Annotated in this window: 27 protein-coding genes; 14 read left to right on the forward strand and 13 right to left on the reverse strand. The window is 65.3% G+C overall.

Features of this window, described 5'->3' with window-relative positions; genetic code table 11:
• Position 1: 1 nt before the first annotated feature.
• From Q1A71_RS07860 to Q1A71_RS07880, 5 genes are all read right to left on the reverse strand, one after another.
• Positions 2-337, reverse strand: a complete 336-nt coding sequence (locus Q1A71_RS07860; RefSeq protein WP_299673765.1) for an NIPSNAP family protein — start codon at positions 335-337, stop codon at positions 2-4.
• Positions 334-870, reverse strand: a complete 537-nt coding sequence (locus Q1A71_RS07865) for a GNAT family N-acetyltransferase (protein WP_299673766.1) — start codon at positions 868-870, stop codon at positions 334-336. Before Q1A71_RS07865 ends, Q1A71_RS07860 begins: the two co-directional genes overlap by 4 nt.
• Positions 870-2,384, reverse strand: a complete 1,515-nt coding sequence (ffh, locus tag Q1A71_RS07870) for a signal recognition particle protein (protein WP_299673768.1) — start codon at positions 2,382-2,384, stop codon at positions 870-872. The genes Q1A71_RS07865 and ffh overlap by 1 nt, the downstream gene beginning before the upstream one ends.
• 183 nt (positions 2,385-2,567) lie before the next feature.
• Entirely contained in the window at positions 2,568-3,059 is a 492-nt protein-coding gene (locus tag Q1A71_RS07875) for a hypothetical protein (protein ID WP_299673770.1), read from the reverse strand.
• Between the two features lie 439 nt (positions 3,060-3,498).
• Positions 3,499-4,077 (reverse strand): NAD(P)H-dependent oxidoreductase, encoded by a 579-nt coding sequence (locus Q1A71_RS07880; protein WP_299673771.1) that lies wholly within the window; start codon positions 4,075-4,077, stop codon positions 3,499-3,501.
• Positions 4,078-4,207: 130 nt separating this feature from the next.
• On the opposite strand from Q1A71_RS07880, the gene Q1A71_RS07885 reads away from it, so the two are divergent.
• Positions 4,208-5,086, forward strand: a complete 879-nt coding sequence (locus Q1A71_RS07885) for a LysR family transcriptional regulator (RefSeq protein ID WP_299673773.1) — start codon at positions 4,208-4,210, stop codon at positions 5,084-5,086.
• A complete protein-coding gene (locus Q1A71_RS07890; RefSeq protein WP_299673774.1) occupies positions 5,083-6,000 on the forward strand; it encodes a DMT family transporter in 918 nt (305 codons plus the stop codon). Before Q1A71_RS07885 ends, Q1A71_RS07890 begins: the two co-directional genes overlap by 4 nt.
• A 113-nt stretch (positions 6,001-6,113) precedes the next feature.
• Here the strand turns inward: Q1A71_RS07890 and Q1A71_RS07895 are convergent, their stop codons facing one another.
• Both Q1A71_RS07895 and Q1A71_RS07900 read right to left on the reverse strand, forming a co-directional pair.
• On the reverse strand, positions 6,114-6,446 hold the full coding sequence (locus Q1A71_RS07895) for a metalloregulator ArsR/SmtB family transcription factor (RefSeq protein ID WP_299673775.1): 333 nt from the start codon (positions 6,444-6,446) through the stop codon (positions 6,114-6,116).
• Between the two features lie 39 nt (positions 6,447-6,485).
• Positions 6,486-6,635 carry a hypothetical protein gene (locus Q1A71_RS07900; protein WP_299673777.1) on the reverse strand — a complete coding sequence of 50 codons (150 nt, stop codon included), beginning with the start codon at positions 6,633-6,635 and terminating at the stop codon, positions 6,486-6,488.
• Positions 6,636-6,810: 175 nt separating this feature from the next.
• On the opposite strand from Q1A71_RS07900, the gene Q1A71_RS07905 reads away from it, so the two are divergent.
• The 6 genes from Q1A71_RS07905 (at position 6,811) to Q1A71_RS07930 (ending at position 10,459) form a co-directional block, all read left to right on the forward strand.
• Entirely contained in the window at positions 6,811-7,704 is an 894-nt protein-coding gene (locus tag Q1A71_RS07905) for a LysR substrate-binding domain-containing protein (RefSeq protein ID WP_299673779.1), read from the forward strand.
• 207 nt (positions 7,705-7,911) lie between these two features.
• Complete coding sequence (locus Q1A71_RS07910; RefSeq protein ID WP_299673780.1) at positions 7,912-8,256, forward strand: AtpZ/AtpI family protein; 345 nt, start codon at positions 7,912-7,914, stop codon at positions 8,254-8,256.
• Positions 8,246-8,992, forward strand: coding sequence for a F0F1 ATP synthase subunit A (locus Q1A71_RS07915; protein WP_299673781.1), 747 nt, complete (start codon positions 8,246-8,248; stop codon positions 8,990-8,992). Before Q1A71_RS07910 ends, Q1A71_RS07915 begins: the two co-directional genes overlap by 11 nt.
• Before the next feature lie 54 nt (positions 8,993-9,046).
• Positions 9,047-9,271: a F0F1 ATP synthase subunit C gene (locus Q1A71_RS07920; protein WP_011567586.1), complete on the forward strand. Its 225-nt coding sequence runs from the start codon at positions 9,047-9,049 to the stop codon at positions 9,269-9,271.
• An 82-nt stretch (positions 9,272-9,353) separates the two neighbouring features.
• Positions 9,354-9,881: a F0F1 ATP synthase subunit B' gene (locus Q1A71_RS07925; RefSeq protein ID WP_299673782.1), complete on the forward strand. Its 528-nt coding sequence runs from the start codon at positions 9,354-9,356 to the stop codon at positions 9,879-9,881.
• A 5-nt stretch (positions 9,882-9,886) separates the two neighbouring features.
• Positions 9,887-10,459: a F0F1 ATP synthase subunit B gene (locus tag Q1A71_RS07930; RefSeq protein ID WP_299673784.1), complete on the forward strand. Its 573-nt coding sequence runs from the start codon at positions 9,887-9,889 to the stop codon at positions 10,457-10,459.
• Between the two features lie 130 nt (positions 10,460-10,589).
• Here the strand turns inward: Q1A71_RS07930 and Q1A71_RS07935 are convergent, their stop codons facing one another.
• Entirely contained in the window at positions 10,590-11,360 is a 771-nt protein-coding gene (locus Q1A71_RS07935; protein WP_299673785.1) for an FCD domain-containing protein, read from the reverse strand.
• Between the two features lie 217 nt (positions 11,361-11,577).
• Here Q1A71_RS07935 and smc point away from each other — a divergent pair, with 217 nt between their 5' ends.
• Both smc and Q1A71_RS07945 read left to right on the forward strand, forming a co-directional pair.
• Positions 11,578-15,033: a chromosome segregation protein SMC gene (gene smc / locus Q1A71_RS07940; RefSeq protein ID WP_299673786.1), complete on the forward strand. Its 3,456-nt coding sequence runs from the start codon at positions 11,578-11,580 to the stop codon at positions 15,031-15,033.
• A gap of 95 nt (positions 15,034-15,128) precedes the next feature.
• Positions 15,129-15,494: a hypothetical protein gene (locus Q1A71_RS07945; RefSeq protein WP_299673788.1), complete on the forward strand. Its 366-nt coding sequence runs from the start codon at positions 15,129-15,131 to the stop codon at positions 15,492-15,494.
• A 122-nt stretch (positions 15,495-15,616) separates the two neighbouring features.
• Here Q1A71_RS07945 and Q1A71_RS07950 read toward each other — a convergent pair whose 3' ends face one another.
• From Q1A71_RS07950 to cobD, 3 genes are read right to left on the reverse strand one after another with little or no spacing between them, the layout of a single operon-like run.
• Positions 15,617-16,780 carry a lytic murein transglycosylase gene (locus Q1A71_RS07950; RefSeq protein WP_299673790.1) on the reverse strand — a complete coding sequence of 388 codons (1,164 nt, stop codon included), beginning with the start codon at positions 16,778-16,780 and terminating at the stop codon, positions 15,617-15,619.
• Positions 16,780-17,703 carry an adenosylcobinamide-phosphate synthase CbiB gene (gene cbiB, locus Q1A71_RS07955; RefSeq protein ID WP_299673792.1) on the reverse strand — a complete coding sequence of 308 codons (924 nt, stop codon included), beginning with the start codon at positions 17,701-17,703 and terminating at the stop codon, positions 16,780-16,782. Before cbiB ends, Q1A71_RS07950 begins: the two co-directional genes overlap by 1 nt.
• On the reverse strand, positions 17,700-18,653 hold the full coding sequence (gene cobD, locus Q1A71_RS07960; RefSeq protein WP_299673794.1) for a threonine-phosphate decarboxylase CobD: 954 nt from the start codon (positions 18,651-18,653) through the stop codon (positions 17,700-17,702). Before cobD ends, cbiB begins: the two co-directional genes overlap by 4 nt.
• A gap of 196 nt (positions 18,654-18,849) precedes the next feature.
• Here cobD and Q1A71_RS07965 point away from each other — a divergent pair, with 196 nt between their 5' ends.
• Positions 18,850-19,230: a response regulator gene (locus Q1A71_RS07965; RefSeq protein WP_299673796.1), complete on the forward strand. Its 381-nt coding sequence runs from the start codon at positions 18,850-18,852 to the stop codon at positions 19,228-19,230.
• 33 nt (positions 19,231-19,263) lie between these two features.
• Here the strand turns inward: Q1A71_RS07965 and Q1A71_RS07970 are convergent, their stop codons facing one another.
• Entirely contained in the window at positions 19,264-20,238 is a 975-nt protein-coding gene (locus Q1A71_RS07970) for a glutathione S-transferase family protein (protein ID WP_299673798.1), read from the reverse strand.
• A 178-nt stretch (positions 20,239-20,416) separates the two neighbouring features.
• On the opposite strand from Q1A71_RS07970, the gene Q1A71_RS07975 reads away from it, so the two are divergent.
• Entirely contained in the window at positions 20,417-20,767 is a 351-nt protein-coding gene (locus tag Q1A71_RS07975; RefSeq protein ID WP_299673800.1) for a hypothetical protein, read from the forward strand.
• 15 nt (positions 20,768-20,782) lie between these two features.
• On the opposite strand, the gene Q1A71_RS07980 is transcribed toward Q1A71_RS07975, so the two are convergent.
• Positions 20,783-21,976, reverse strand: a complete 1,194-nt coding sequence (locus tag Q1A71_RS07980) for a MalY/PatB family protein (protein WP_299673802.1) — start codon at positions 21,974-21,976, stop codon at positions 20,783-20,785.
• A 99-nt stretch (positions 21,977-22,075) separates the two neighbouring features.
• Between Q1A71_RS07980 and def (Q1A71_RS07985) the strand changes: the two genes are divergently transcribed.
• Together def (Q1A71_RS07985) and def (Q1A71_RS07990) are read left to right on the forward strand one after the other, a co-directional pair.
• Positions 22,076-22,594, forward strand: a complete 519-nt coding sequence (gene def, locus Q1A71_RS07985) for a peptide deformylase (RefSeq protein ID WP_299673804.1) — start codon at positions 22,076-22,078, stop codon at positions 22,592-22,594.
• Positions 22,591-23,088: a peptide deformylase gene (gene def / locus Q1A71_RS07990; RefSeq protein ID WP_299673806.1), complete on the forward strand. Its 498-nt coding sequence runs from the start codon at positions 22,591-22,593 to the stop codon at positions 23,086-23,088. The genes def (Q1A71_RS07985) and def (Q1A71_RS07990) overlap by 4 nt, the downstream gene beginning before the upstream one ends.
• Positions 23,089-23,091: the final 3 nt, after the last annotated feature.

A 23,091-nucleotide genomic window follows, 5' to 3' on the forward strand; every position in this document is an offset into this window, starting at 1 on the left:
GTTACATCAGGCCGAGATCGGTGGGGCGGGCGCCGTCGAGCACGGGTCGCGTGAAGGAGCGGTCGTAGCGGCGGATACATTGGGTTTCGGTGGCCAGGGCGTAGGCGGCCAGGCACTCCTCATCCTCCCACATGCGGGTGCGGTAGTCCTCGTAGGCGGCGAGCGACGGGAAGGAGAAGTGGCAGTAGGCGATGTCGTTCGGGCCCTCGTGGGGCATGTGATAGCCGTGGTGCGTGCCACCCATCTGCGCGATCTTATAGATCCAGAAGCGGGCATAGCGTTCGAAGGCGTCGAGCTTGGCCGGGTCGATTTCATATCGGACGGTGCAGGTGATCATGCGACATCCCTCGCCGGTTGGTGGCGGTAGATCAGAAGCTCGCCAAGGTCGGGTGCGGTAAAGCTGCCGTCGCGCGTGGCCCCCAGGAGTTTGGCCAGCGCGTGGCTGCGGGTGTTGTCCTTGAGAACACAGCTGATGACCGTGGACCAGCCGAGCACGGTGTAGGCGTAGGTGCGGGTGGCCAGCGCGGCCTCATAGGCGACCCCCTTGCCCTCGGCGTCGGCGAAGACCGACCATGCGATTTCGGGTTCCGGCCAGGCCGGTGTGTTCATCAGCCCGACCACGCCGAGCGGGGTGTCGTCAGCGTCGGTGACCATCCAGCGGCCGTAGCCTTCGACCTGCCAGTGGCCGATGAGGCCGCAGAGGCTGTCGTAGGCCTGCTCGCGCGTGTAGGGCCCGCCCACGCCCACCGCACGGTCGGAGCTGCGAAAGGCGGCATAGGCCTCGAAATCCGAGGCTTTCGGCGCGCGCATCACGAAGCGCTCCGTCCGCAGGGTGGGAATGCGGATGAGGGTATGGTCCTCGACCTGCATCATTTCTTCTTGCCGAACCCAGACAGGCCGGGGGGCAGGGGCATGCCGCCGCCACCGCCCAAACCACCGAGGCCGCCGGGCAGCTTGCCGCCCATGGCCTTTGCCGCGGCTTCGAGCTGTTTGGGGTCCATCTGGCTGGGGTCCATGCCCGCGGGCATGCCGCCTTTGCCGAACATGCCCTTCATGGCCTGTTTCAGCATACCGCCTTTGCCCATTTTGCCCATCTTTTTCATCATGTCGCCCATCTGGCGCTGCATCTTCAGCAGCTTGTTGAGCTCGGAGACCTCGAGGCCGGCGCCCTTGGCGATGCGTTTCTTGCGGGAGGCCTGCAGGATCTGCGGATTGGCGCGTTCCTTCTTGGTCATCGACTGGATGAGCGCGATCTGGCGCTTGAGGATGCTGTCATCAAAGCCCGCGGCCTCGACCTGTTTGGCCATCTTGCCCATGCCGGGCATCATGCCCATCATGCCTTCCATCCCGCCCATCTTGAGCATCTGTTCGAGCTGCATCTTGAGGTCGTTCATGTTGAACTGACCCTTGGTCATGCGCTTCATCATGCGCTCGGTCTGTTCGATTTCGAGCGTTTCCTGCGCCTTCTCGACCAGCGCCACGATGTCGCCCATGCCCAGGATGCGGCCCGCGATGCGCTCGGGCTCGAAGGTCTCGATGGCGTCCATTTTCTCGCCCAGGCCCACGAATTTGATCGGCTTGCCGGTGACGGCGCGCATCGACAGCGCCGCGCCGCCGCGCCCGTCACCGTCCATCCGGGTCAGCACGACGCCGGAGACGCCGATCTTGTCGTCAAATTCGGTGGCGACGTTCACCGCGTCCTGACCGGTGAGGCCATCGACCACGAGCAGGGTTTCGCGCGGGTTGGCCACGTCGCGCACGGCGGCGGCCTGGGCGATCAGCTCCTGATCGATGTGCAGCCGACCCGCGGTGTCGAGCATATAGACGTCGTAACCGCCGAGGCCCGCTTGCGTCTTGGCGCGCCTGGCGATGGCGACGGGGTCTTCGCCCTTGACGATGGGCAGGGTGTCGACGCCGATCTGTTGGCCGAGAATGGCGAGCTGCTCCATCGCGGCGGGGCGGTTCACGTCGAGCGAGGCCATCAGCACGCGCTTGCCCTCACGGTCGGTCAGGCGTTTGGCGAGCTTGGCGGTGGTGGTGGTCTTACCGGAGCCCTGCAGGCCGACCATGAGGATCGGGGCGGGCGGGTTGTCGATCTTCAGCGCACCGGGTTCGCCTTCGCCTTTCAGCACGTCGATCAGCGCATCGTGCACGATCTTGACGACCTGCTGGCCCGGCGTGATCGATTTGGTGACCGCTTGCCCGGTGGCTTTCTCCTGAACGGCTTTGACGAAGTCGCGGGCGACGGGCAGGGAGACGTCGGCCTCCAGCAGCGCCACGCGCACCTCGCGCAGGGCGGTGGTGACATCGTCTTCGGACAGCGCGCCCTGTTTCGTGAGCCGGTCAAAGACGCCGCCGAGGCGTTCGGACAGATTTTCAAACATGGGCCATGGCCCCCTTCGATGTCGGTTGCGGGATGCTTCTGATGTAAGCAACCCACGGTCATTGCACAAACGTCCCGGCCGGACCGAAACGAAAAGCGCCCCCGTGGGCGCGACGCGCTGACGGAGGGCGATCCCGAACGGCTCGGGACCGGAAGGCTGATGCTTCCGGATGTTGGGTGGCGTTTAGGCGGTGATGGACCGCGAGTCAAGCCAGGCGTTGATGCGCTGGACTACCTTTTCGGCATGCGGCCCGCTGCGGTAGCTGCGGGTGAGCCCGTGGCGGTTTTCCAGCCGCTCGGTCCCCAGCACCAGGGCGACGCGGTGGCTGTCGGCGGTGTCGTGATTGCCCTTGCGGGTCTGAAGCATGGCGCGGGTCACCTCGCCCAGCGCGTGGGTGGTGACGCGCTCGCCCGAAAACCGGCGCGCGCGCCAGGTGACGGTGCCCACGGACCGGTCGAAAGTGACCTGGACCCGCTCGATGGCGAACCAGAAGGCGGGGCCCATGAGTGCTGCGGTGAGGAAGAGGACGAAATGCCCTCTGGCGGCGTAGCCGTCGGCATAGTTGCTCAGGGCCGCGAAGACCAGGATCAGGGTCAGCGCGGTCAGGGACAGGCCGAGCAGGATGGGGCGGTGCTCCAGCACCAGGAGGTCGGGGGTGTCGATCAGAATCTTCATGCGGCAAGTGTGCCGCAAAAGAATGGTGGTATTGCGGCAGCTTCCGAGCAGGAGGGTGGCGGCGGCCCCGGATGGCCCGCGGCGCGTCTGAGTATTTGGGGAAGGGTGAAGACAGGTGCATGACGACGGCACGGGCTTGTGTTGATCCGGCGCAAGGCGGAGTGCCGCGAACCCCATCAAGGTCAACCTTACGACCTGTAGGGATAGGGATATGAGCCTTGTGAAACTGGCCTCGGTCGCAGTGTCTTTGGCCGCGACGTCATCATTCGCGGCTTTGGCGGACCTACCGCGGCCGGACAACACCGAGATGTCGCATGGGGGTGGGTGCCACAAAAGCTCGCCCCCGGGACAATGCTGCCATGACGGGTTACAACCCTATCATTGTCATTGAGCCCGGCGATCGGAGGCGGCTTTTCTCCGCCCCCGATCATCGTGACGGTCAGGCGGCGAGCGCCGCGATCTGGGCGGTGGCCTCGGCCATGGCTTTCTCGGCATCCGCCATCAGCCGGTCGGCGGCGACGATCTCGACGTCGGTGATGCCGATGAAGCCCATGATGTGGCGCATGTAGCCGCTCGCGAAGTCGATCTCGGAGCCCACGGGCGTGCCGCCGGTGGCCAGGGCGATCACCGCGCGTTTGCCCTGAAGAAGGCCTTCGGGGCCCTGTTCGGTGTATTTGAAGGTGAGGCCCGCGCGGGCGATCTGGTCGACCCAGGCCTTGAGGGCCGCAGGGATGCCGAAATTATAGACCGGCACGCCAATCACCAGCACATCGGCGGATTTGATCTCCTCCACCAGCGTGTCGGAGAGCGCCAGCGCGTTTTTCTGTGCCTCGGTGCGTTGATCGGCGGGGGTGAAATTGGCGGTCACCCAGCTCTCGTCGATCTGTGGAATTGCGGCGGTCAGGTCGCGGCGGATCACGTCGCCGCCGAGCTTTTCGACGATGGAGGCGGTGAGTTGACGCGACGTGGAGCCTGCGGTCCGCGCGGAGGCGTCGATGTGCAAAATGGTCTGTGTCATGGGGCGTGTCCTTGGTTGAGGATCGGGGATGTCGTGGTGCCTTCCAAGATGCCTATTGCAATTTCGAACGCAATTCTTGATCTTCCACATCAGATGTGCGGTTGCGCACAGCTTCGGTGAGTGGACTGCCATGGAAAACTGGGACGAGATCAAGACGGCCTATCAGGTGGCGCGCATGGGCACGGTCAGTGGGGCGGCGGAGGTGCTGGGGGTGCACCATGCCACGGTGATCCGCCATATCGATGCGCTGGAGGGGCGGCTGGGCGTGAAGCTCTTTCAGAGGCACGCGCGGGGCTATACCGCCACGGAGGCGGGACAGGATCTGCTGCGCGTGGCGCAGGCGACGGATGATCAGTTCAGCCAGTTGGCGGGCCGCATCAAGGGGTTGGGCGATGAGGTCTCGGGCGATCTGGTGATCACCTCGCTGATCAGCCTCGCGCCGCGCATGGTGCCGCTGCTGGCGCGGTTTCAGGAGCTTTATCCGGATGTGGTGGTGCGGTATCTCACGGGCGAGCGGCTGTTTCGGCTGGAGTACGGCGAGGCGCATGTGGCGATCCGCGCGGGCAGCGCGCCGGACCAGCCGGACAATGTGGTGCAGACCTTTCACCATCAGCAGATGGGGCTCTATGCGACCCGTGGCTATCTGACGGCGCATGGGACACCGGCGTCGGTGGCGGATCTCGCGCAGCACCGCTTCGTGGGGCACGACAGCGATCAGAGCCGGGCGCCGTTCAATCGCTGGCTGCGCGCGCATGTGCCTGCCGAGGCGATCATCTTCCGCTCCACCGACACCCGCGCGCTGGATGTGGCGGTGAAGACAGGCGCGGGCATCGGCTTCATGGCGGTGCTGGATGCGCGGGACGATCCGGAGCTTGTGGAGGTCATCCCGCGGCAGGAGGATTGGTCGGCGCCGCTGTGGCTGGTCACCCATGTGGATCTGCACCGGACGACGAAGGTGCAGGCCTTTCTGAGTTTCCTCAAGGAGCAGTCGAAAGACTGGGGCGCATGAGCCCTGGCGCGCAGGGGCATCTGGCGATGCTGACCTTCTCGGCGCTGGTGGCGGGGTCGTTCTCGCTGGGCGCGCAGGCGGCGAATGCGATTGATCCGGCGGTGCTGAATGCCGCGCGCTTTGTCATTGCCGCGGCGGTGATCGGGGCGGCGGCGCTGGCCACAACCGGGGTGCCGCGCACAGCCTTCCGGGCGCCGTGGCGCTATGCGCTGTTGGGCGGGACCTTCGCGATCTACTTCGTGCTGATGTTCGAGGGGCTGAAGACCGCACCGCCGGTGAGTGCGGCGGCGGTCTTCACGCTGACACCGGTGATGGCGGCGGGGTTCGGCTGGCTGCTTTTGCGCCAGATCACCACGGCGCGCATGGCGCTCGCCTTGAGCATTGGCGCCGTGGGTGCGCTCTGGGTGATTTTTCGGGCAGATTTCGCGGCGCTGCGGGCGTTCGAGGTGGGGCGGGGGGAGGCGATCTATTTTCTGGGGTGCGTGGCGCATGCAGCCTATACGCCGATGGTGCGCAAGCTGAACCGGGGGGAGCCGGCGGTCGTGTTCACCTTCGGGATGCTGGTGGCGGGGGCGGTGCTGCTGACCGTGGTCGCGTGGCGTGACATTCTGGCGACGGATTGGAGGGGGCTGCCGGGGATCGTCTGGGTCACGCTGATCTATGTGGCGCTCTTTGCCTCCGCCGCGACCTTCGTGCTGCTGCAATTCGCCACGCTGCGCCTGCCGAGCGCCAAGGTCATGGCCTATACCTACCTCACGCCCAGCTGGGTGATCCTGTGGGAGATCGCCTTTGGCAACGGGGTGCCACACGCGCTGGTGCTGGGGGGCGTGGCGCTGACCATGGTGGCGCTGGCGCTGCTGCTTCGCGATGAAACGACAAGCCAAGGGGAACCAAAGACGCAGCTCTCACGTTGAGCTTTCAACGAAACGAGAAAGGACCCTGAACATGCGTAGCATTATTTACATTATTGGCCTTGTTGTTGTGGTGATGGCGGTAATCAATCTCGCCACCTGACACTGTCGAGCGCTCAGGCGCTCTGATCCGGGAGTTCGGCCGCGAGGAACCGCTCGAACGCCTCGAGGTTCACCGGCTCGAACTGCCCGAATCCCTGCATCCAGACCGAGGCGGCGCGCAGCGCGTCCGGCTCGAGCTTGCACCACTTCACGCGGCCCCGCTTTTCCTGTGAGATCAGCCCGGCCGCGGTGAGCACCCCGAGGTGTTTGGAAATCGCGGCCAGCGACATCTCGAAAGGTTCGGCCACATCGGTGACGGCCATATCGTCTTCCAAAAGCATTGTCAGAATTGCCCGGCGCGTCGGGTCCGCAAGTGCTGCAAAGGCCTGATCAAGATCGCGGGTCATGCCCCGTCATAGCGCTGGCACTGGACCAGGGAAAGCCTGTCAGCCGCGCGGGTGGTGGGTGGTTTGAGACGGAAGTTCCATCCGATGCCGCTCCAGCTCTGCGGGGGACAGCCCGATATCGCGGGCGAGATGATCGTCGATTTGACCGAGCTTCAGCCCCTTCGTGGGCCGCCGAAACCAGCCCTTCATCTGTTTCAAAGCACTTTTTTGTGACCAAAATGCAAGAAAAGAGCGAGCGCGCAAACGCGTTAGACTGGCCATGTAGAGCCTCCATTCGAGGATTTGAGCCTAGTCTGCTGTAAGAATGCGCTGATTTCAAAATCAATTGCTTGACTGGATCTGTGCAAAAAAGGCACAAATTGGCATGTCCCGTCGGCTCCCCCCTTTGAATGCTCTGCGCGCCTTTGAGGCCGCCGGGCGCCACGAGAGCTTTTCCAGAGCCGCGGAGGAGCTGGGCGTCAGCCATTCCGCGATCAGCCGACACGTGCGGGGGCTCGAGGACCGTTTGAGCACGCGGCTGTTTCGCGATCTGGCGCGGGGAGTTCAGCTGACCGTCGATGGCGCGGCCTATCTGGAGCAGATCACCCCGGCCCTCGATTCGATTGCAGAGGCGACGGATCGGGTCACCGAACAGCCCGCAGGTGTCGTGATGGTCAACAGCGAGCCGCTGTTTGCCACGAAATGGCTGATCCCGAGGCTGTCGGAGTTTCACGCGGCGCATCCGGAGATCGAGATCCGGCTGGAGGGCTCTCGCTGGCTCGCCGATGTGAGCCGCTATGAGGCGGATATCGCGATCCGGTTTCTCAAGGTGGCGGGCTCCGACCCGGATGCGGTTTTGCTCAGCAACGCGCCGCTCCATCCTTTTGCAATACCTGGCCTGGTCGATCTGCCGCTGGCGCGCCCGCGCGATCTGGCACGGCACACGCTGATGCGGGACCGCTCGACCGGGACCTGGGGCGTTTGGTTTGCCTGCGCGGGTGAGCACGACCCGGAGATCGTGCCGTCGATCGGCTGGCGGATGCGGTCCTATCTGGCCTACGAGGCGACTCTGGCCGGGCAGGGCGTCTTTCTGACCTCGAGCGAGGTCACCTGTCTCGATGTGGCAGCCGGGCGGCTGCAGCGTCTGTCGGACATCGGTTTCCGCGAGGGGGGCTACTATCTCCTACTCGGCGAAGGTGCGCGGCGGCGCAAGCCCGTCCGCCTGTTTCGGGATTGGCTGATGGACCGCACCGCACCACATCGGGACGAGCCGATCTGACGACGATCAACCATATGGTTGAATAAGACTTTACCGCCAATTGGCCGGAAACCGGGCTGCGGCAAAGCGCGCGCCGCCTTTTCATTGTTCCAAAAATATGAAATTTTACAGATACTTGTGCCAGTTCCAACACTCTGGGCAGTGCGCTTGACTCACCCCGCCCTGCGCAATAGCAACGGCGCAACCATCCGAAGGGAGTGTTTGCGCGTGACCGACCCGGACGAAAAGCGGCAACTTGAGCAGCTTGAGGCCCGGATCGCGGCGGCAAAACAGGGTCAGGCGCCCAAGCCCCGGCAGGATGAACACTATTCACAGGCGCAGCTGGCCTGGCGCATGGTGATCGAATTGGTGGCCGGTCTGGGGATCGGTTTCGGCATCGGATACGGGCTCGACAGCCTGTTCGGGACCATCCCGATCTTCCTGGTGCTCTTTACGATGCTGGGTCTGGCGGCGGGGATCAAGACGATGCTGCGCTCCGCCAAGGAGATCCAGGAGAAGAAATTGGCCGAAGAGGCCGAGAAGAAAGACGAGGGAGCCGGGAATGGCGGATAAGGCGGAAGAAGGCGGTCTGGTATTTCACCCCATGGACCAGTTCATCATCAAGCCGTTGTTCGGCGGTGAGGTGACCTGGTACACGCCGACGAACACGGCGATGTGGATGGGCTTTTCGATCATCGCCATCATCGTCCTGCTGGTTCTGGGCAGCCGTCACCGCGCCATTGTGCCGAGCCGGTCGCAGTCGATTGCGGAGCTCGCCTATGGCTTCATTTACAAGATGGTCGAGGACATCTGCGGCAAGGAAGGTTTGCGGTATTTTCCGTATATCATGACGCTGTTCATGTTCATTGTCTGCGCGAACTTCCTCGGGCTGATCCCCACGTCCTTCACGCCGACCTCGCATTTTGCGGTCACGGTTGTGCTGGCGCTCGCGGTCTTCCTGACCGTGACCGTGCTGGGCTTCGTGAAGAACGGGGCGGGGTTCCTGAGCCTCTTCTGGGTGTCCTCAGCCCCGCTGGCGCTGCGCCCGGTGCTGGCGATCATCGAGATCATTTCCTATTTCGTGCGGCCCGTGAGCCACTCCATTCGTCTTGCGGGCAACGTCATGGCGGGCCACGCGGTGATCAAGGTCTTTGCAGGCTTCGCGGCCATCGCCGCCGTCAGCCCGGTGGCGGTGCTCGGGATCACCGCGATGTACGGGCTGGAGGTGCTGGTGTCCTTCATCCAGGCCTATGTCTTCACGATCCTCACATGCGTGTACCTCAAGGACGCGCTGCACCCGCATCACTAATTCGGACGATCCGTCCGTAACTCTACTCAACTTCCAATCGTAAGGAGAATTCACATGGAAGGCGAACTCGCACATATCGGCGCAGGTCTGGCGGCAATCGGCTCGGGCGCGGCTGCCATCGGGGTGGGCAACGTGGCCGGCAACTATCTGGCCGGCGCTCTGCGCAACCCCTCCGCAGCAGCCTCGCAGACCGCGACGCTCTTCATCGGCATCGCCTTCGCAGAAGCGCTCGGGATCTTCGCGTTCCTCGTCGCCCTGCTGCTGATGTTTGCCGTCTAAGCTCTAGAGACGACTTTCCTTACGCTCGGGCGGCGCGACGACGCGCTGCCCGATGTCTGGGACCGCCTCGAAGGAGACCACCATGGCAACCGAAACACCAAGCGCAGACGCCGCCTCCTCGGGGGGCATGCCACAGCTCGATTTCTCGACCTGGGGCAACCAGATCTTCTGGCTGGTTCTGACGCTCATTGTCATCTATTTCGTTCTGTCGCGCATCGCGCTGCCGCGGATTGCGGCCATTCTGGCGGAGCGGCAAGGCACGATCACAAGCGATCTGGCGGCTGCCGAGGATCTGAAGGCGAAAGCGGAACAGGCAGAGGCGGCTTATGAGAAGGCGCTGGTGGATGCCCGCGCGGAGGCACATCGCATCGTGGCGGAAGCCAAGGCCGAGATCCAAGGCGATCTGGACGCCGCCATGGCCAAGGCGGATGCGGAGATCGCGGCCAAGGCGGCTGAATCCGAGAAGGCCATCGCCGAGATCCGGGCCGGTGCCATGGAGGCCGTGAAGGAGGTCGCTGCCGAGACCGCGCAGGGGATCGTGGCGGCCATGGGCGGACAAGCGGATGCCAAGGCGATTTCCGCTGCCGTCGACGCACGGATGAAAGGATGAACGTCATGCGGACCCTGACCGGACACCTGTCGCTGGCCGCTGGCCTGCTTCTCGCGAACCCGGCCTTTGCGGCGGGCGACAAGCCGTTCTTCTCGCTCAAGAACACCGATTTTGTGGTGCTGCTGGGCCTGATCCTCTTTGTTGCGATCCTTGTCTACTTCAAGGTGCCGAGCCTGGTGGCGGGGATGCTGGACAAGCGCGCCGAGGGCATCCAGTCGGAGCTCGACGAAGCACGCAGCCTGCGCGACGAGGCACAGGCCCTGCTTGCCAGCTATGAGCGCAAGCAGCGCGAGGTGCAGGAGCAGGCGGACCGGATTGTGGCTGCCGCCAAGGAAGAAGCCACCGTCGCCGCCGAGGCAGCGCGCGCGGATCTGGCCAAGTCGCTGGAGCGCCGGATGGCTGCGGCCGAAGAGCAGATCACCAATGCTCAGAGCGCGGCGATCAGGGAAGTGCGCGACCAGTCGGTGACCGTTGCCATGTCCGTGGCCCGCGAGGTGATCGCCAAGCAGATGACGGCGGCGCAGGCCAACGGGCTGATCGACGAGGCGATCTCGGAAGTGGATGCCAAGCTGCACTGACCCGAACCGCTTTTGACTGTTGCAAAGCCCGGCCACCGCGCCGGGCTTTTGCATTTGTGTCAGCCCATCACGGACGGTGTCGTTTCGGAGCGTGGGGACACAGGGCGCCGATGAGAAGAGGCCATGCGGATCAGCGCTCGTGCACCTCGTGGTCAAGACGCTGGCGGGCCACCTCCTCGTTGCGCTCCGCCTTGACCTGATCCTGCAGGCAGGTCTCCACGTAGTCGAGATGCGCCTCCACCGCCGCGCGGGTGGCGTTGGCATCGCGGGCCTGCAGGCTGTCGTTGATGTCGCGATGCTGGTCGAGCAGCGTCTCGCGCGTTGCGCGCTGTTTGAACATGATCTGCCGGTTGTAGAACACGCCCTCGCGCAGCAACTCGTACATGGAGCGCATCATGTGCAGCATGACGACGTTGTGGCTCGCCTCGATGATGGCCATGTGGAACTGGGCGTCGAGCCGGGCCTCGTCCTCGGGGTTCCGCTTGGCATGGGCGGCTTCCATCTTTTCGAAGATGGTCTGCACGACGCGCAGATCCGTGTCGGAGCCAAGCCGTGCGGCGCGCTCTGCGGCCAGCCCCTCCATGTCGCGCCGGAAGGACAGGTAATCGAAGACCGCCGTCTCGTGACGGGCAAAGAGCTGTACCAGCGCGGGGGCAAAGGCCGAGCCCAGAACATCGGCCACATAGACGCCCGCCCCGGCCCGGGTGCTGAGCAACCCCTGCTCCTGCAGCGTGCTGATCGCATCGCGCAGGCTGGGGCGGGACACACCCAGGCGCTCGGCCAATTCGCGCTCTGCCGGCAGCCGCTCTCCCGGGCGCAGGATGCCGCGCAGGATCAACTGCTCGATCTGCCGGACAACGGCGGTGGAAAGCTTTTCGGACTGGACGGGGCGGAAAGGCATGTCTGCTCCATTTTGGTCAAATTATATGACCACTTCGAGGGGATGGGAAACCCTTTTTGCGACGCCCGGATGTGCGTGCGCGGCGGGCTGCTCTCGGTGCCGAAACAATATCTTGTGGATAACCCGCCCTGTCGCGCAGGGTGTGGTGTGTTTTGGTTGACACACCCTGCTGGCGCCCGCAGGCTGAGGCACCATAGGAATCAAAGGGCGGACCGCTGTGCGCTTTTCCAAACTGAGACTGACCGGCTTCAAGAGCTTCGTGGATCCCACCGATCTGATCATCGCGGACGGCCTGACCGGTGTTGTCGGCCCGAACGGCTGTGGCAAGTCGAACCTGCTGGAGGCGCTGCGCTGGGTGATGGGCGAGAATCGCCCCACGGCGATGCGCGGCGGCGGGATGGAAGACGTGATCTTCGCCGGCGCTGCGACCCGGCCCGCGCGCAACTTTGCCGAGGTGGCGCTGCATCTGGACAATTCGGAGCGGTTGGCGCCTGCGGGGTTCAATGACAGCGATCAATTGGAGATCGTGCGGCGGATCACCCGCGATGTGGGCAGCGCCTATAAGGTTGGGGCCAAGGATGTGCGGGCGCGCGACGTGCAGATGCTCTTTGCCGATGCCTCGACGGGGGCGCACAGCCCCGCGCTGGTGCGGCAGGGGCAGATTGCGGAGCTGATCAATGCTAAGCCGAAGAGCCGGCGGCGCGTTCTGGAAGAGGCGGCGGGGATCAGCGGGCTCTACCAGCGGCGGCATGAGGCGGAGTTGAAGCTGAAGGGTGCCGAGGCGAACCTCGCGCGGGTCGATGATGTGATCGAGCAGTTGGCAGGCCAGTTGGCTCAGCTGGCGCGGCAAGCCAAGCAGGCGGCGCGGTATCGCGAGATCGGCGCATCGCTGCGGCGGGCGGAGGGCATGCTGCTCTATCGCCGCTGGCGCGAGGCGGATGAGGCGCGGGCCCAGGCCGAGGATGCGCTGCGCGGCAAGGTGACCGAGGCGGCGCAGGCCGAAGCAGCGGTGCGTCAGGCGGCCAAGGCACGGGAAGCGGCGGAGGCTGCCCTGCCGCCCCTGCGCGAGGAAGAGGCGATTGCCGCGGCGGTGTTGCAGCGGTTGACCGTCGAGCGCGACACGCTGAACGAGCAGGAGGCGCGGGCGCTGGCGCTGATCGAGACGCTGACGGGTCGGATCGCGCAACTGGGCCATGACATCGAGCGCGAAGGCGGGCTGAACCGCGATGCGGGCGAGACGATCGCGCGGCTCGAATGGGAAGCGGCGGAGCTTGCCAAGGCCTCGGAGGGCCATGAGGCGGATCTGGCCGAGGCGGCAGAGGCGGCGCGCGAGGCGGCGGCGGTGCTGCAGACCCGTGAAGGAGATATGTCGACCCAGACCGAGGATATGGCGCGGCTTGCCGCACGGCACGGCTCGGCGCAGCGGGTGTTGGAGGACAGTCGGAAGACTCTGGGCAAATCCGAGGCCGAAGCGGCGCGAGCGCGCGACGCGGTGGCCGCGAGCGAGGCGGCGCTGGCCCGGGCCCGGGCGGATTTCGTGGCGGCGGAAGCTGCGGAGAAAGAGGCGGTGGCCAGTGCCGAGACCGCCGATGCGGCCCTGATCGCGGCGGAAGACGCGCGCGCGGAGACACAGGCGCGGGAGGCGGAGGCGCGGGCGCAGCGCTCGGAAGCCGAAGGTGAGATGAACGCATTGCGGGCCGAGGCGGGGGCGCTGGCCAAGCTGGTGGAGCGGGACACCACGGAGGGCGGACAGGTGCTCGACCAGCTGCAGGTGACCGCGGGTTATGAAAAGGCGTTGGGGGCGGCCCTGGCCGATGATCTGCGCGCGCCCGAGGTGGCGGATGATGGGCCGTCGGGATGGGCCGCGTTGCCGGGTTATGAGCGGCACCAGCCCTTGCCTGCAGGTGTGAAGCCGTTGTCGCTCTTTGTCGACGTGCCCGAGGTTCTGGCGCGGCGGATCAGTCAGATCGGGCTGGTGGAGGCAGATGAGGGGTCGCGGTTGCAGGCCGCGCTCGGGCCGGGGCAGCGGCTGGTTTCGGTTGAGGGCGATCTGTGGCGCTGGGACGGGTTCCGCGCCTGGGCCGAGGATGCGCCCTCGGCGGCGGCGCTGCGGCTGCAGCAGCTGAACCGGCTGGAGGAGCTGAAGCAGGGGCTTGAGGCTGCGACCCAGCGGGCCGATGGCGCGCGGGCGGCACATCTGCGGCTTGGAGAGGAGCTGGAAGAGCTGACCCAGGCCGACAAGCGCGCTCGTGATGCGCGGCGGGCGGCGGACCGGCTGATGGCGGAGGCCGGGCGCCAGCTGAGCCGTGCGGAGGCGGACCGCAATCTTGCGGAGGGCAGGCTGGAGTCGCTCGGGCTTGCGGTGACGCGGCATGAGGAAGAGGCGATGGCGGCGCGCACGCGGCTGAAGGAGGCCGAGCGCGCGCTGGAGGAACTGGGCGATCTGGAGGAAGCGCGGGCGCTGGTCGAGCAGGTGCGCATGGCGGTCGAGGCTGCGCGGATCACCATGATGTCGCGCCGCTCGGCCCATGATGAGCTGCGCCGCGAAGGGGAGGCGCGCACCCGGCGGGCGCAGGAAGTGACCAAGGAGATCAGCGGCTGGCGGCACCGGCTCGAGACGGCGGCGAAGCGCTCGGCCGAGCTGGTGGCGCGCAAGGCCTCCGCCGAGGAGGAGTTGACGCTGGCAGAGGCTGCGCCCGAGGAGATTGCCGCGAAGCGTCTGGAGATGAGTGACGCGATTTCCATCGCGCAGGTGCGCAAGGCGCAGAGTGCCGATGCGCTGTCGGAGGCGGAGACTGTGCTGCGCGGTGCCACGCAGACGGAGCGCGACGCCGAGCGCACCGCGTCGGAGGCGCGTGAGGCGCGTGCCGGGGCGGAGGCGCGCAGCGAGGCGGCCCGCGAGACGGTGGCGTCGGCGGCGGAGCGGATTGCGGATGAGGCGCAGGTGACGCCCAACCAGCTCCTGGGGCAACTGGAGGTGACACCCGACGACATGCCGCGCGCAGATGCGCTGGAGGCGGATGTGAACCGGTTGAAGCGACAGCGCGATGCGCTGGGGGCGGTCAATCTGCGCGCCGAGGAAGATGCCGCCGAGGTGCAGACGGACTACGATACCCTGACAGGGGAAAAGGCCGATCTTGAGGAGGCGATCAAGACCCTGCGCAGCGGGATTGCCAGCCTCAACAAGGAGGGGCGCGAGCGGCTGCTGACCGCGTTTGAACAGGTCAATTCCAACTTCTCCATGCTGTTCACGCATCTGTTCGGCGGCGGTGAGGCCAATCTGGTGATGGTGGAGAGCGACGATCCGCTGGAGGCGGGGCTGGAGATCATGTGCCAGCCGCCGGGCAAGAAGCTCTCGACGCTGAGCCTGCTGTCGGGCGGGGAGCAGACGCTGACGGCGATGGCGCTGATCTTTGCGGTGTTTTTGGCCAATCCCGCGCCGATCTGTGTGCTCGACGAGGTGGATGCGCCGCTGGATGATGCGAATGTCACCCGGTTCTGCGATCTGCTCGACGAGATGTGCCGCCGGACGGAGACGCGGTTTCTGATCATCACGCACCACGCGGTGACCATGGCGCGGATGGATCGGCTCTTCGGGGTGACGATGGCGGAGCAGGGCGTGAGCCAGCTGGTCTCGGTCGATCTGAAGAGGGCGGAGACACTGGTGGCGTGAGCCTGCGCCGGCGGTGGCCTGAAAGCCCACCGCACCTGCCTGCGGTCACCGGAACGTGTCTTGGATGTGTCCTGCGCTGCGGTAAGGTGGCCGCCATGTCTTTGCGGTATCTTGCTCTTGTGGCTGCCTTTTGTCCGGTGTCGGTGCTGGCGCAGGACTGGGCGTTGCGTGCGCAGGATCGTCTGTTGACGCGGGAAGAGGTCGCGGCCCTGACCGAAGGGCGGACCCTGGTCTTCTATGATGACGGGCGGTCGAAATTCTCGGCGGGCGGGGCCTATTCCTACACCTATGCCAGTGGCGCATCGGCCTTTGGGCGCTATCGGGTCGAGGCCGACGGGACCGTGTGCATCGACTATCGCAACGGGTTTGGTCGCTGTGACCGCTATGTTCAGAGTGGCGACCGGATCGTCATGCTGACCGAGAGAGGGGAGCGCTTTCCGATCCGACCGTTGGCGGATTAGGGCGGCCCAAGAAAAGACCCTGTGGCTTTGGGGCGCACAGGGTCATGAAGTGACAAACCTGAATGTGAGTTCAGCGGAGAAGATAGCCCCGCGCTCGTAAAGAAAGGTAAACGCCGCGGGCGTCAGAGCCGTGAGAGCAGCGCGGGCGTGGGCCAGGCATCCGCTGGCAGGCCGAGGCGTTTCTGTTCGGCCTGCACCGCGGCACGGCTGCGGGCCCCGAGGATGCCATCGACCTTGCCCACATCATGACCGCGGGCCTGCAGCTTGCGCTGAAGCTCCTTGATCTGGGCGCCGCTGAGGCCCGGATCCGGGCTTCCGGCATCATAGACCGGGGCGCCTTCCAGACGTGTGCCGAAATAAGCGGCGGTCAGAACATAGGTAAAGCTTTGATTCCATTCAAAATAGACGCGGAAATTCGGATATGCGAGGAAGGCCGGGCCCTTGTGACCCTGCGGCAGCAGCAGCGAGGCCTGGAGCCCGCGTGTCAGGCTGCCGGTGCGGGCGCGGACGCCGAGCGCCTCCCATTGCGCGGCGGTCTTCTGGGTGCGCAGCCCGCTTTGCGACCAGTCCATAGTGGCGGGCACGGTGACCTCCTGCAGCCAGGGCTCTCCGGCACGCCAGCCGAGACTCTGCAGCATCTTGCCGCCGGACATCAGCGCATCGGTGGGCGAGGTCTTTAACGAAACCTTACCGTCGCCGTCGCCATCCACCCCGTTTTCGATGATGTCGCGGGGCAGCATCTGGACCATGCCGATCTCGCCCGCCCAGGCGCCGGTGGTGGTGCGCGGATCAAGGCCGCCCTGCTCGAAAAGTTCCAGTGCGGCGAAGACCTGCGGGCGGAAGAGTTCCGGGCGCCGGCAGTCGTGAGAGAGCGTCACGAGCGCGTTGACTGTGTTGAAGTCCCCCTGAAAGCCGCCGTAGTCCGTCTCGAAGGCCCAGAAGGCCAGCAGGACACCGCGGCTCACACCGTAGCGCCGTTCGATCTGGTCGAAGACGGCGTCGTATGTGCGCGCGTTGGTCTGGCCGCGCTTGAGCCGGTCTGCGGAGATCAGGCGTTGTGAGAAGTCGAGGAAGGGGCGTTGGAAGACGCCTTGCGCGCGGTCGGCCTTGAGCACGGCCTGGTCCTGCCGGACGCTGGCAAAGAACTGATCGACAGTGCCGCGATCGTGGCCCTTCCGGACCGCTTCGGCCTTGAGGTCGGTCACGAAGCCGGAAAAGCTGCCCCCGCAGGCCATTGCGACGCCGGGCAGGGTGAACATAAGAGCAGCGAGGAGGGGCAGGCGCATCAGGGGTCTCCCAAGAATTGAACGGCAACAATTACGGTGCAAAAGGCGACAAAGAGGGCCCATGCGCGCCACAGCATGGCGATACTGGCTTCGATGTCCACCGATGTGAGCAGCTTACGGCCGGTGGGGTTTACAAAAGGATAATCGCGCATCTCGCCGTCATAGGCCCGGGGGCCTGCCAGCGCGATGCCGAGTGCGCGGGACATGGCCGCCTCGGGCCAGCCGGCGTTCGGCGAGCGGTGTTTGGCTGCATCGGCGCGAATGCCGCGGGCGTCAGCGACGCCGGCCGGCACGGCGATGAGCAGGGCGGTCAGGCGCGCGGGGATCAGGTTCAGCACATCATCGAGCCGCGCGGCGGCCCAGCCGAAGGCCTCGTGCCGGGGGGTGCGGTAGCCGATCATGCTGTCGGCGGTGTTGATGAGCTTGTAGGTGATCAGGCCGGGCAACCCGGCGACCAGGAACCAGATCGCAGGCGCGATGACCCCGTCGGAGAGGTTTTCTGCGGCACTCTCGACGGCGCTGCGGCTGATCTGGCTTTGATCCATGGCCGCGGTGTCGCGGCTGACGATCAGGGCGACGGCGCGGCGGCCCTCAGGCAGCGACCGACGCAGGCCGCGGGCGACCTGTGCGACGTGCTCGGTCAGCGAGCGGTGAGCCAGCAGGATGGCGGCGATGAGGATCTCGGCAAAGGGGCCGAGGTGTTGGAGGAGCCAGCCGGAGACCACGCCGGTGAGGCAGAGAAGAAAGGCGCAGAGCGCCCCCTTCGCACGGCGATGCGTGCCGGCGTTGACGCGTCGGTCCAGTGCTGCGACGAGCCGGCCCATCAGCACGGCGGGATGCGGCGCACGGTCCCAGAGCCAGCGCGGCTCACCCAGCAGCGCGTCGAGCAGCAGCGCGCAGATCAGCAGGGCGGCGGCGCTCATGCCAGCGCGGCTTCGAGGCGCGGCCAGTGCAGGCGGTGCGGCAGGCCGAGGCGCAGCCAGCGCGGGTTGTAGGGGAAGACACGGCTCCAGATCCGATGTGAGGCGAGGCGGGTTTGCCAGGCGCTGGCGTCCGTGACCTCGTACAGCCGGAAGAGCGTGGTGCCGCCCAGCACCCGGGCCCCTGCGATCTGCATGAGCGCATCGAGACGGGCGGCGTCCTCCGCCAGACGGGTGCGGGTGTCGCGGGCCCACTGCGGATCGGTCAGCGCCGCGACCCCCAGATGCAGCGCGGGACCGGAGACCGCCCAGGGGCCCAGCCGCTCGCGCAGCCGGGTGATCAGCGCCGGATCGCCCGCGACGAACCCAAGGCGCAGCCCCGCCAGCCCCCAGAATTTCCCGAAGCTCTTGAGCACCAGCGTGCCGGGGCTGTCGGCCAGGGAGATCAACGACTGGGTGCGGTCGACATCACAGAAGCTTTCGTCGATCACAGTGAGCGTGGCATCGCGCGCGGGCAGGGTTTCGGAGGTCCAGAGCGTGCCATCGGGGTTGTTGGGATGCACCACAACCTGTGCGATGGCGGGCGCGGTCTCGACCTCCTGCCAGCCGTGGGCGGCGAAAGCGGCGGCGTGTTCGTTGTAGGTGGGCCCGGGTATGCAGACGGTGCCCCGCGGCAGCAGCTGCGGGATCTGCGCGATGACGGCCGAGGCGCCGGGCGCGGCCAGCAGCGCGGCCATGTCCGGGACCTGCCAGAAGCTCCGCGCCGCCGCCTCGAGACGAGCCGCAGCGCCGGTATCGGGCAGGGCGGCCCAGGCCGCGGAGGGCAGCCGGGAGACCGGGTAGGGGTGCGGGTTGATGCCGGTCGACAGGTCGATCCAGCCGATTCGGTTGCCGCCGAACTTCGCAATCGCAGCATCCAGTCCGCCGCCGTGGTCGCGTTCACCTGTCGTCAACAGTCGGCCTCAAAATCAAGGATCGTGGCGCAAAACCGCAGCTTTGCCCGTCGCAGAAAGCGGAAATCAGCCTGTTAATCAAGTCTGACCGCAAATCATAAAGTTGTCGCTGATCGCTTAATCGTTTGTTAACCTTTGAAGCACACCACAGTGTTACAGAGTGCAACAATTCCGGAGCTTCCGGGATGGAGGACAGATGAAGGTTCTGATTGTCGAGAGCCAAAACGATCTGGCTAAAATCTGGCAGAGACATCTTGAACGCATGGGTATGAGCGTGTCGCGCTCGTCCGGGCAGACGGATGCGATTTGCCATCTGAGCACATATGATACGGACATCATCATCATGGACCTGGTTCTGGATGATGGATCTGCGCTGGCTGTTGCGGATTATGCCAGCTATCGGCAGCCCGACGCCAAGGTGATCTTTGTCACCAACACGTCGTTCTTCTCCGATGGCTCGATCTTTTCGCATGCCACCAACGCCTGCGCCTTCGTGCAAAGTGCCACGCCGCCCGAAGATCTGGCGGCCATGGTGGAACACTACGGTGCCACGACGCCGCAATCGGGCGCGGCCTGACCGCGTCCGGCTGACCGAGACGCCCAAACCAGCCTAGCCGCGGCCATGCGGCGCCATGAAATCCAGATCCGGCCCGATCGGAATGATCCTGTGCGGATTGATGGTCTCGTGGCTGTAGTGATAGTGCCGGATGATGTGGGCGAAGTTGACCGTCTCGGCGACACCCGGGGTCTGGTAGAGATCGCGCGTGTAGGCCCAGAGGTGGGGGTAGTCGATCACCCGTTTGCGGTTGCATTTGAAATGCCCGTGATAGACCGGATCAAAGCGCACCAGCGTGGTGAAGAGCCGCCAGTCCGCTTCCGTCAGCGGGTCGCCCATGAGGTAGCGCCGGTCCGAGAGCCGCGCCTCGAGCCAGTCGAGCGTTTCGAAAAGCGGTGTTATCGCAGCATCGTAGGCCTCTTGCGTGGTGGCAAACCCGGACTTGTAGACGCCGTTGTTCAGCGTGTCGTAGATGCGGTCGTTTACCGGGGCGATCTCGGTGCGCAGGGCTTCGGGCCAGTAGTCGTCGGTATTGCCGGTCAGGTCGTTGAAGCCCGTGTTGAACATGCGGATGATCTCGGAGCTTTCGTTGGAAACGATGGTCTCCCGCTGCCGGTCCCAGAGGATCGGGACGGTGACGCGCCCTGTGATCTGGGGATCGGCCTTGAGATAGATGTCGCGCGCGAAGGGGAGGCCGTAGAGTGTGTCGCCGGTGGCGCCTTGGTCATCGGTTTCGAAGGTCCAGCCTTCGCCCAGCATGTCCGGGTGCACGACTGAGACCGAGATATGACTGGTCAGCTCCTTCAACTGCCGGAAGATCAGCGTGCGGTGCGCCCAGGGACAGGCGAGGCTGACATAGAGGTGGTAGCGGCCCGAATCGGGCGTGAAACCGCCCGTGCCCGAGGGGCCTGCCGCCCCGTCCGGGGTGATCCAGTTGCGGAATTTCGACTCGGAGCGTTTGAATGTGCCGCCGGTTGACGCAGTGTCATACCAGCTGTCCTGCCAAACGCCGTCTACCAATAGTCCCACACGCATTCTCCTGTGTTTTCTGGCCAAACCCTAGGCTGGGACCGACCCGCGCACCATAGGCGCCGCCGCGCAGGGGATCTGCACGCCTGCACAACGGCGTCTGCCACAAAAACTTAACTTGATTTTTAGACAAAGCGCGTCTCATCTGGCAGCCGGGGGTCTTGTAGGGCGTAACGATATGGAAGCGATTTTTTCCAAGGAAATTCAAGCGGGTCTGGATCAGGCCCGGATCGACGCGATGAAGAAGTCATCGCGGTTGCGGGTGCGGGTCGATGGTGACATCCACCCGGTTCTGCACATGTGGAAGACCGGCTTTGCGCTGCCGAGCGATGCGCCGGCGCTGCGCGGCCGTGTCGATCTCTACGATGGCGCGGTGCATCTGTTTCAGTGCCTGATCATCACCAGTTCCGACGAGGCGGGCGAGCGGCGCTATGAGTTCAAGCGCGCGACAGCCGTCTCCGACGCACCGGCGGTGGATTTCGAGATCGACGAGGAGGCACCTGCGGGGCTGATCGAAGACGCGCGCTGAGCCGCGGGTCGGGCTCTACTGCAGGTCTCCGAAGGCGCGGGCGAGCCGGTCGCAGGCGTCTTTCACGCGCGCCCGCTGGGTGCCGATGTTGAACCGCATGAAGCTTTCGCCGCCGCCGCCGAAGGTGGTGCCGTGGTTGGCGGCAATCTGCGCGTCGTCCTGGATGCGGCGGATCACCTCGTCCTGTGCCATGCCGGTGCCGGAGAAGTCGACCCACGACAGATAGGTGCTTTCCAGCGCCATGGAGCGCAGGCCGGGGATGGCGTTGACCTCGGCATCGAAGAGCCGGCGGTTGCCGTCGATGTAACCCACCAGATCCTCCACCCAGGCCGCCCCCTCGGGCGTGTAGGCCGCGCGGGCCATCACCAGGCCGAAGGAATTGGGCGAGAGCCCCAACCCCGCCATGCGCTGCGCAAAGCGCGCGCGCAGGGCGGGGTCCTCGATGATCACGTTGCCGGTGTGGTGCCCGGCGAGATTGAAGGTTTTGCTGGTGGCGGTCATCATCACCAGCCGGTCGGTGATGCCGTCGATCAGAGCGGCAGGAATATGGCTGTGACAGGGCATCACCAGATCGTGGTGGATCTCGTCCGACACCAGGATCAGGTCGTGGCGGCGCGCGAAGGCGGCCAGCCCCTCAAGCTCTGCGCGTGTCCAGACGCGCCCGCCGGGGTTGTGCGGCGAGCACAGGATGATCATCCTCTCGGAGCCGGTCATCTGTGCGTCATAGGCGTCGAAGTCCATCTCGTAACGGCCATCCGTGTTGACCAGCCTGCATTCGACGACCTGCCGTTCAGCCGCTTTGATGACGCGCGAGAAGGCGTGGTAGACGGGGGTGAAGAGGATCACCCCGTCGCCGGGCTCTGTGAAGGCGTCGATGCAGAGCCCGGTGCCGTTGACAAGACCGTGGGTGCTGAAGATCCAGTCGCTCTCCACGTGCCAGCAGTGCCGGGTCTGCATCCACCATTGGATCGCGGCGCGGTAGCTGCCCTCATCGCCGTAATAGCCGTAGATCCCGTGGTCGATCATCCCCTGCAGCGCCGTCTGGACGCACTCTGGCGGGCGAAAGTCCATATCCGCCACCCACATGGACAGGCCGCTGTCCGGTGAGACGCCGTAGAGGCCCTGCATGCCGTCCCATTTCGCGCAATCGGTGCCGCAGCGGTCGATCAGCGTATCGAAGCGGGGGTCATGTGGGGTATCAAGGCTCATGGGAGGTCTCCTGCGTTTGATGCGCAAGCTAGCGGGTTTGTGGGGCGCTGCAAGCCCGTGTGTGTTGCAGAGCCGTGGCGGCTGGCATACATGCAGATTATGAAGAGAAAGATACTGCTGCACCCCGATCCGCGCCTGAAAAAGGTCGCAGCACCTGTGGCGGATTTGAGCGATGAGCTGCGCGCTTTGGCCGACGATATGCTGGAGACCATGTATGACGCGCCTGGCGTAGGCCTGGCGGCGCCGCAGGTGGGGATTTTGCAGCGTCTGGTGGTGATGGATTGCATCAAGGGCGAGGGGGAGACGCCGCGCCCGATGGTCCTGTTCAATCCGGAGATCGTATCCTCCTCCGACGAGACGAACGTCTATGAGGAGGGGTGCCTGTCTTTGCCGGAGCAGTTTGCGGATGTGACGCGTCCCGCGGAGGTCGAGGTACGCTGGATCGACCGGGATGGGAGGGAACAGCAGGAGGTGTTCGACGGGCTCTGGGCCACCTGCGCGCAGCATGAGATCGACCATCTGGAGGGCAAGCTCTTCATCGACTATCTCAAGCCGCTGAAACGGCAGATGATCACGCGCAAGATGGTCAAGATGAAGCGTGAGCTTGCCCGGACGTGACCCAACGCGCTTTGCTTCAGTGGCCGGACCCGCGGTTGCGTGCCAGGGCGGCGCCGGTAGAGGAGATCACCGATGAGATCCGCACGCTCTGGGATGATATGATCGAGACGATGGATGCGATGCCGGGGGTCGGGCTTGCGGCGCCGCAAGTCGGGGTCCTGTTGCAGGTCGCCGTGGTGGATGCCTCCGATAAGCGCGACCGGCGCATCCGCATGGCCAATCCAGAGGTGCTGGATGCGTCTGCGGTGATGAACGACCACGAGGAAGCCAGCCCGAACCTGCCGGGCGTGTCGGCGAAGGTCTCGCGTCCACGCGGTGTGGCGGTGCGGTTTCTGGATGAGACGGGGATGTACGTGCGGCGTGATTTCGTAGGGCTGGAGGCGGCCAGCGTGCAGCATCAGATCGATCATCTGCAGGGGCGGATGTATTTCGACCGGCTCAGCAAGGTCAAACGCGACATGCTGCTGCGCAAGGCCCGCAAGCTGCAGCGGTGAGGT

Origin of the sequence: uncultured Roseobacter sp. (assembly GCF_947493125.1) — a bacterium.
Classification (GTDB): Bacteria; Pseudomonadota; Alphaproteobacteria; order Rhodobacterales; family Rhodobacteraceae; genus Roseobacter.

Excerpts from the sequence above, each read along its gene's own strand:
- Q1A71_RS07930 (WP_299673784.1), top strand. The coding sequence starts at position 9,887 with ATGCGGACCCTGACCGGACACCTGTCGCTGGCCGCTGGCCTGCTTCTC.
- Q1A71_RS07900 (WP_299673777.1), bottom strand. The coding sequence starts at position 6,635 with ATGAAGGGCTGGTTTCGGCGGCCCACGAAGGGGCTGAAGCTCGGTCAA.
- Q1A71_RS07880 (WP_299673771.1), bottom strand. The coding sequence starts at position 4,077 with ATGACACAGACCATTTTGCACATCGACGCCTCCGCGCGGACCGCAGGC.
- Q1A71_RS07935 (WP_299673785.1), bottom strand. The coding sequence starts at position 11,360 with ATGCCTTTCCGCCCCGTCCAGTCCGAAAAGCTTTCCACCGCCGTTGTC.
- Q1A71_RS07975 (WP_299673800.1), top strand. The coding sequence starts at position 20,417 with ATGGAAGCGATTTTTTCCAAGGAAATTCAAGCGGGTCTGGATCAGGCC.
- Q1A71_RS07950 (WP_299673790.1), bottom strand. The coding sequence starts at position 16,780 with ATGCGCCTGCCCCTCCTCGCTGCTCTTATGTTCACCCTGCCCGGCGTC.
- Q1A71_RS07980 (WP_299673802.1), bottom strand. The coding sequence starts at position 21,976 with ATGAGCCTTGATACCCCACATGACCCCCGCTTCGATACGCTGATCGAC.
- Q1A71_RS07885 (WP_299673773.1), top strand. The coding sequence starts at position 4,208 with ATGGAAAACTGGGACGAGATCAAGACGGCCTATCAGGTGGCGCGCATG.
- cbiB (WP_299673792.1), bottom strand. The coding sequence starts at position 17,703 with ATGAGCGCCGCCGCCCTGCTGATCTGCGCGCTGCTGCTCGACGCGCTG.
- Q1A71_RS07920 (WP_011567586.1), top strand. The coding sequence starts at position 9,047 with ATGGAAGGCGAACTCGCACATATCGGCGCAGGTCTGGCGGCAATCGGC.
- Q1A71_RS07875 (WP_299673770.1), bottom strand. The coding sequence starts at position 3,059 with ATGAAGATTCTGATCGACACCCCCGACCTCCTGGTGCTGGAGCACCGC.
- Q1A71_RS07860 (WP_299673765.1), bottom strand. The coding sequence starts at position 337 with ATGATCACCTGCACCGTCCGATATGAAATCGACCCGGCCAAGCTCGAC.
- Q1A71_RS07915 (WP_299673781.1), top strand. The coding sequence starts at position 8,246 with ATGGCGGATAAGGCGGAAGAAGGCGGTCTGGTATTTCACCCCATGGAC.
- ffh (WP_299673768.1), bottom strand. The coding sequence starts at position 2,384 with ATGTTTGAAAATCTGTCCGAACGCCTCGGCGGCGTCTTTGACCGGCTC.
- def (WP_299673804.1), top strand. The coding sequence starts at position 22,076 with ATGAAGAGAAAGATACTGCTGCACCCCGATCCGCGCCTGAAAAAGGTC.
- Q1A71_RS07895 (WP_299673775.1), bottom strand. The coding sequence starts at position 6,446 with ATGACCCGCGATCTTGATCAGGCCTTTGCAGCACTTGCGGACCCGACG.
- Q1A71_RS07865 (WP_299673766.1), bottom strand. The coding sequence starts at position 870 with ATGCAGGTCGAGGACCATACCCTCATCCGCATTCCCACCCTGCGGACG.
- Q1A71_RS07925 (WP_299673782.1), top strand. The coding sequence starts at position 9,354 with ATGGCAACCGAAACACCAAGCGCAGACGCCGCCTCCTCGGGGGGCATG.
- Q1A71_RS07890 (WP_299673774.1), top strand. The coding sequence starts at position 5,083 with ATGAGCCCTGGCGCGCAGGGGCATCTGGCGATGCTGACCTTCTCGGCG.
- Q1A71_RS07945 (WP_299673788.1), top strand. The coding sequence starts at position 15,129 with ATGTCTTTGCGGTATCTTGCTCTTGTGGCTGCCTTTTGTCCGGTGTCG.
- Q1A71_RS07965 (WP_299673796.1), top strand. The coding sequence starts at position 18,850 with ATGAAGGTTCTGATTGTCGAGAGCCAAAACGATCTGGCTAAAATCTGG.
- Q1A71_RS07905 (WP_299673779.1), top strand. The coding sequence starts at position 6,811 with ATGTCCCGTCGGCTCCCCCCTTTGAATGCTCTGCGCGCCTTTGAGGCC.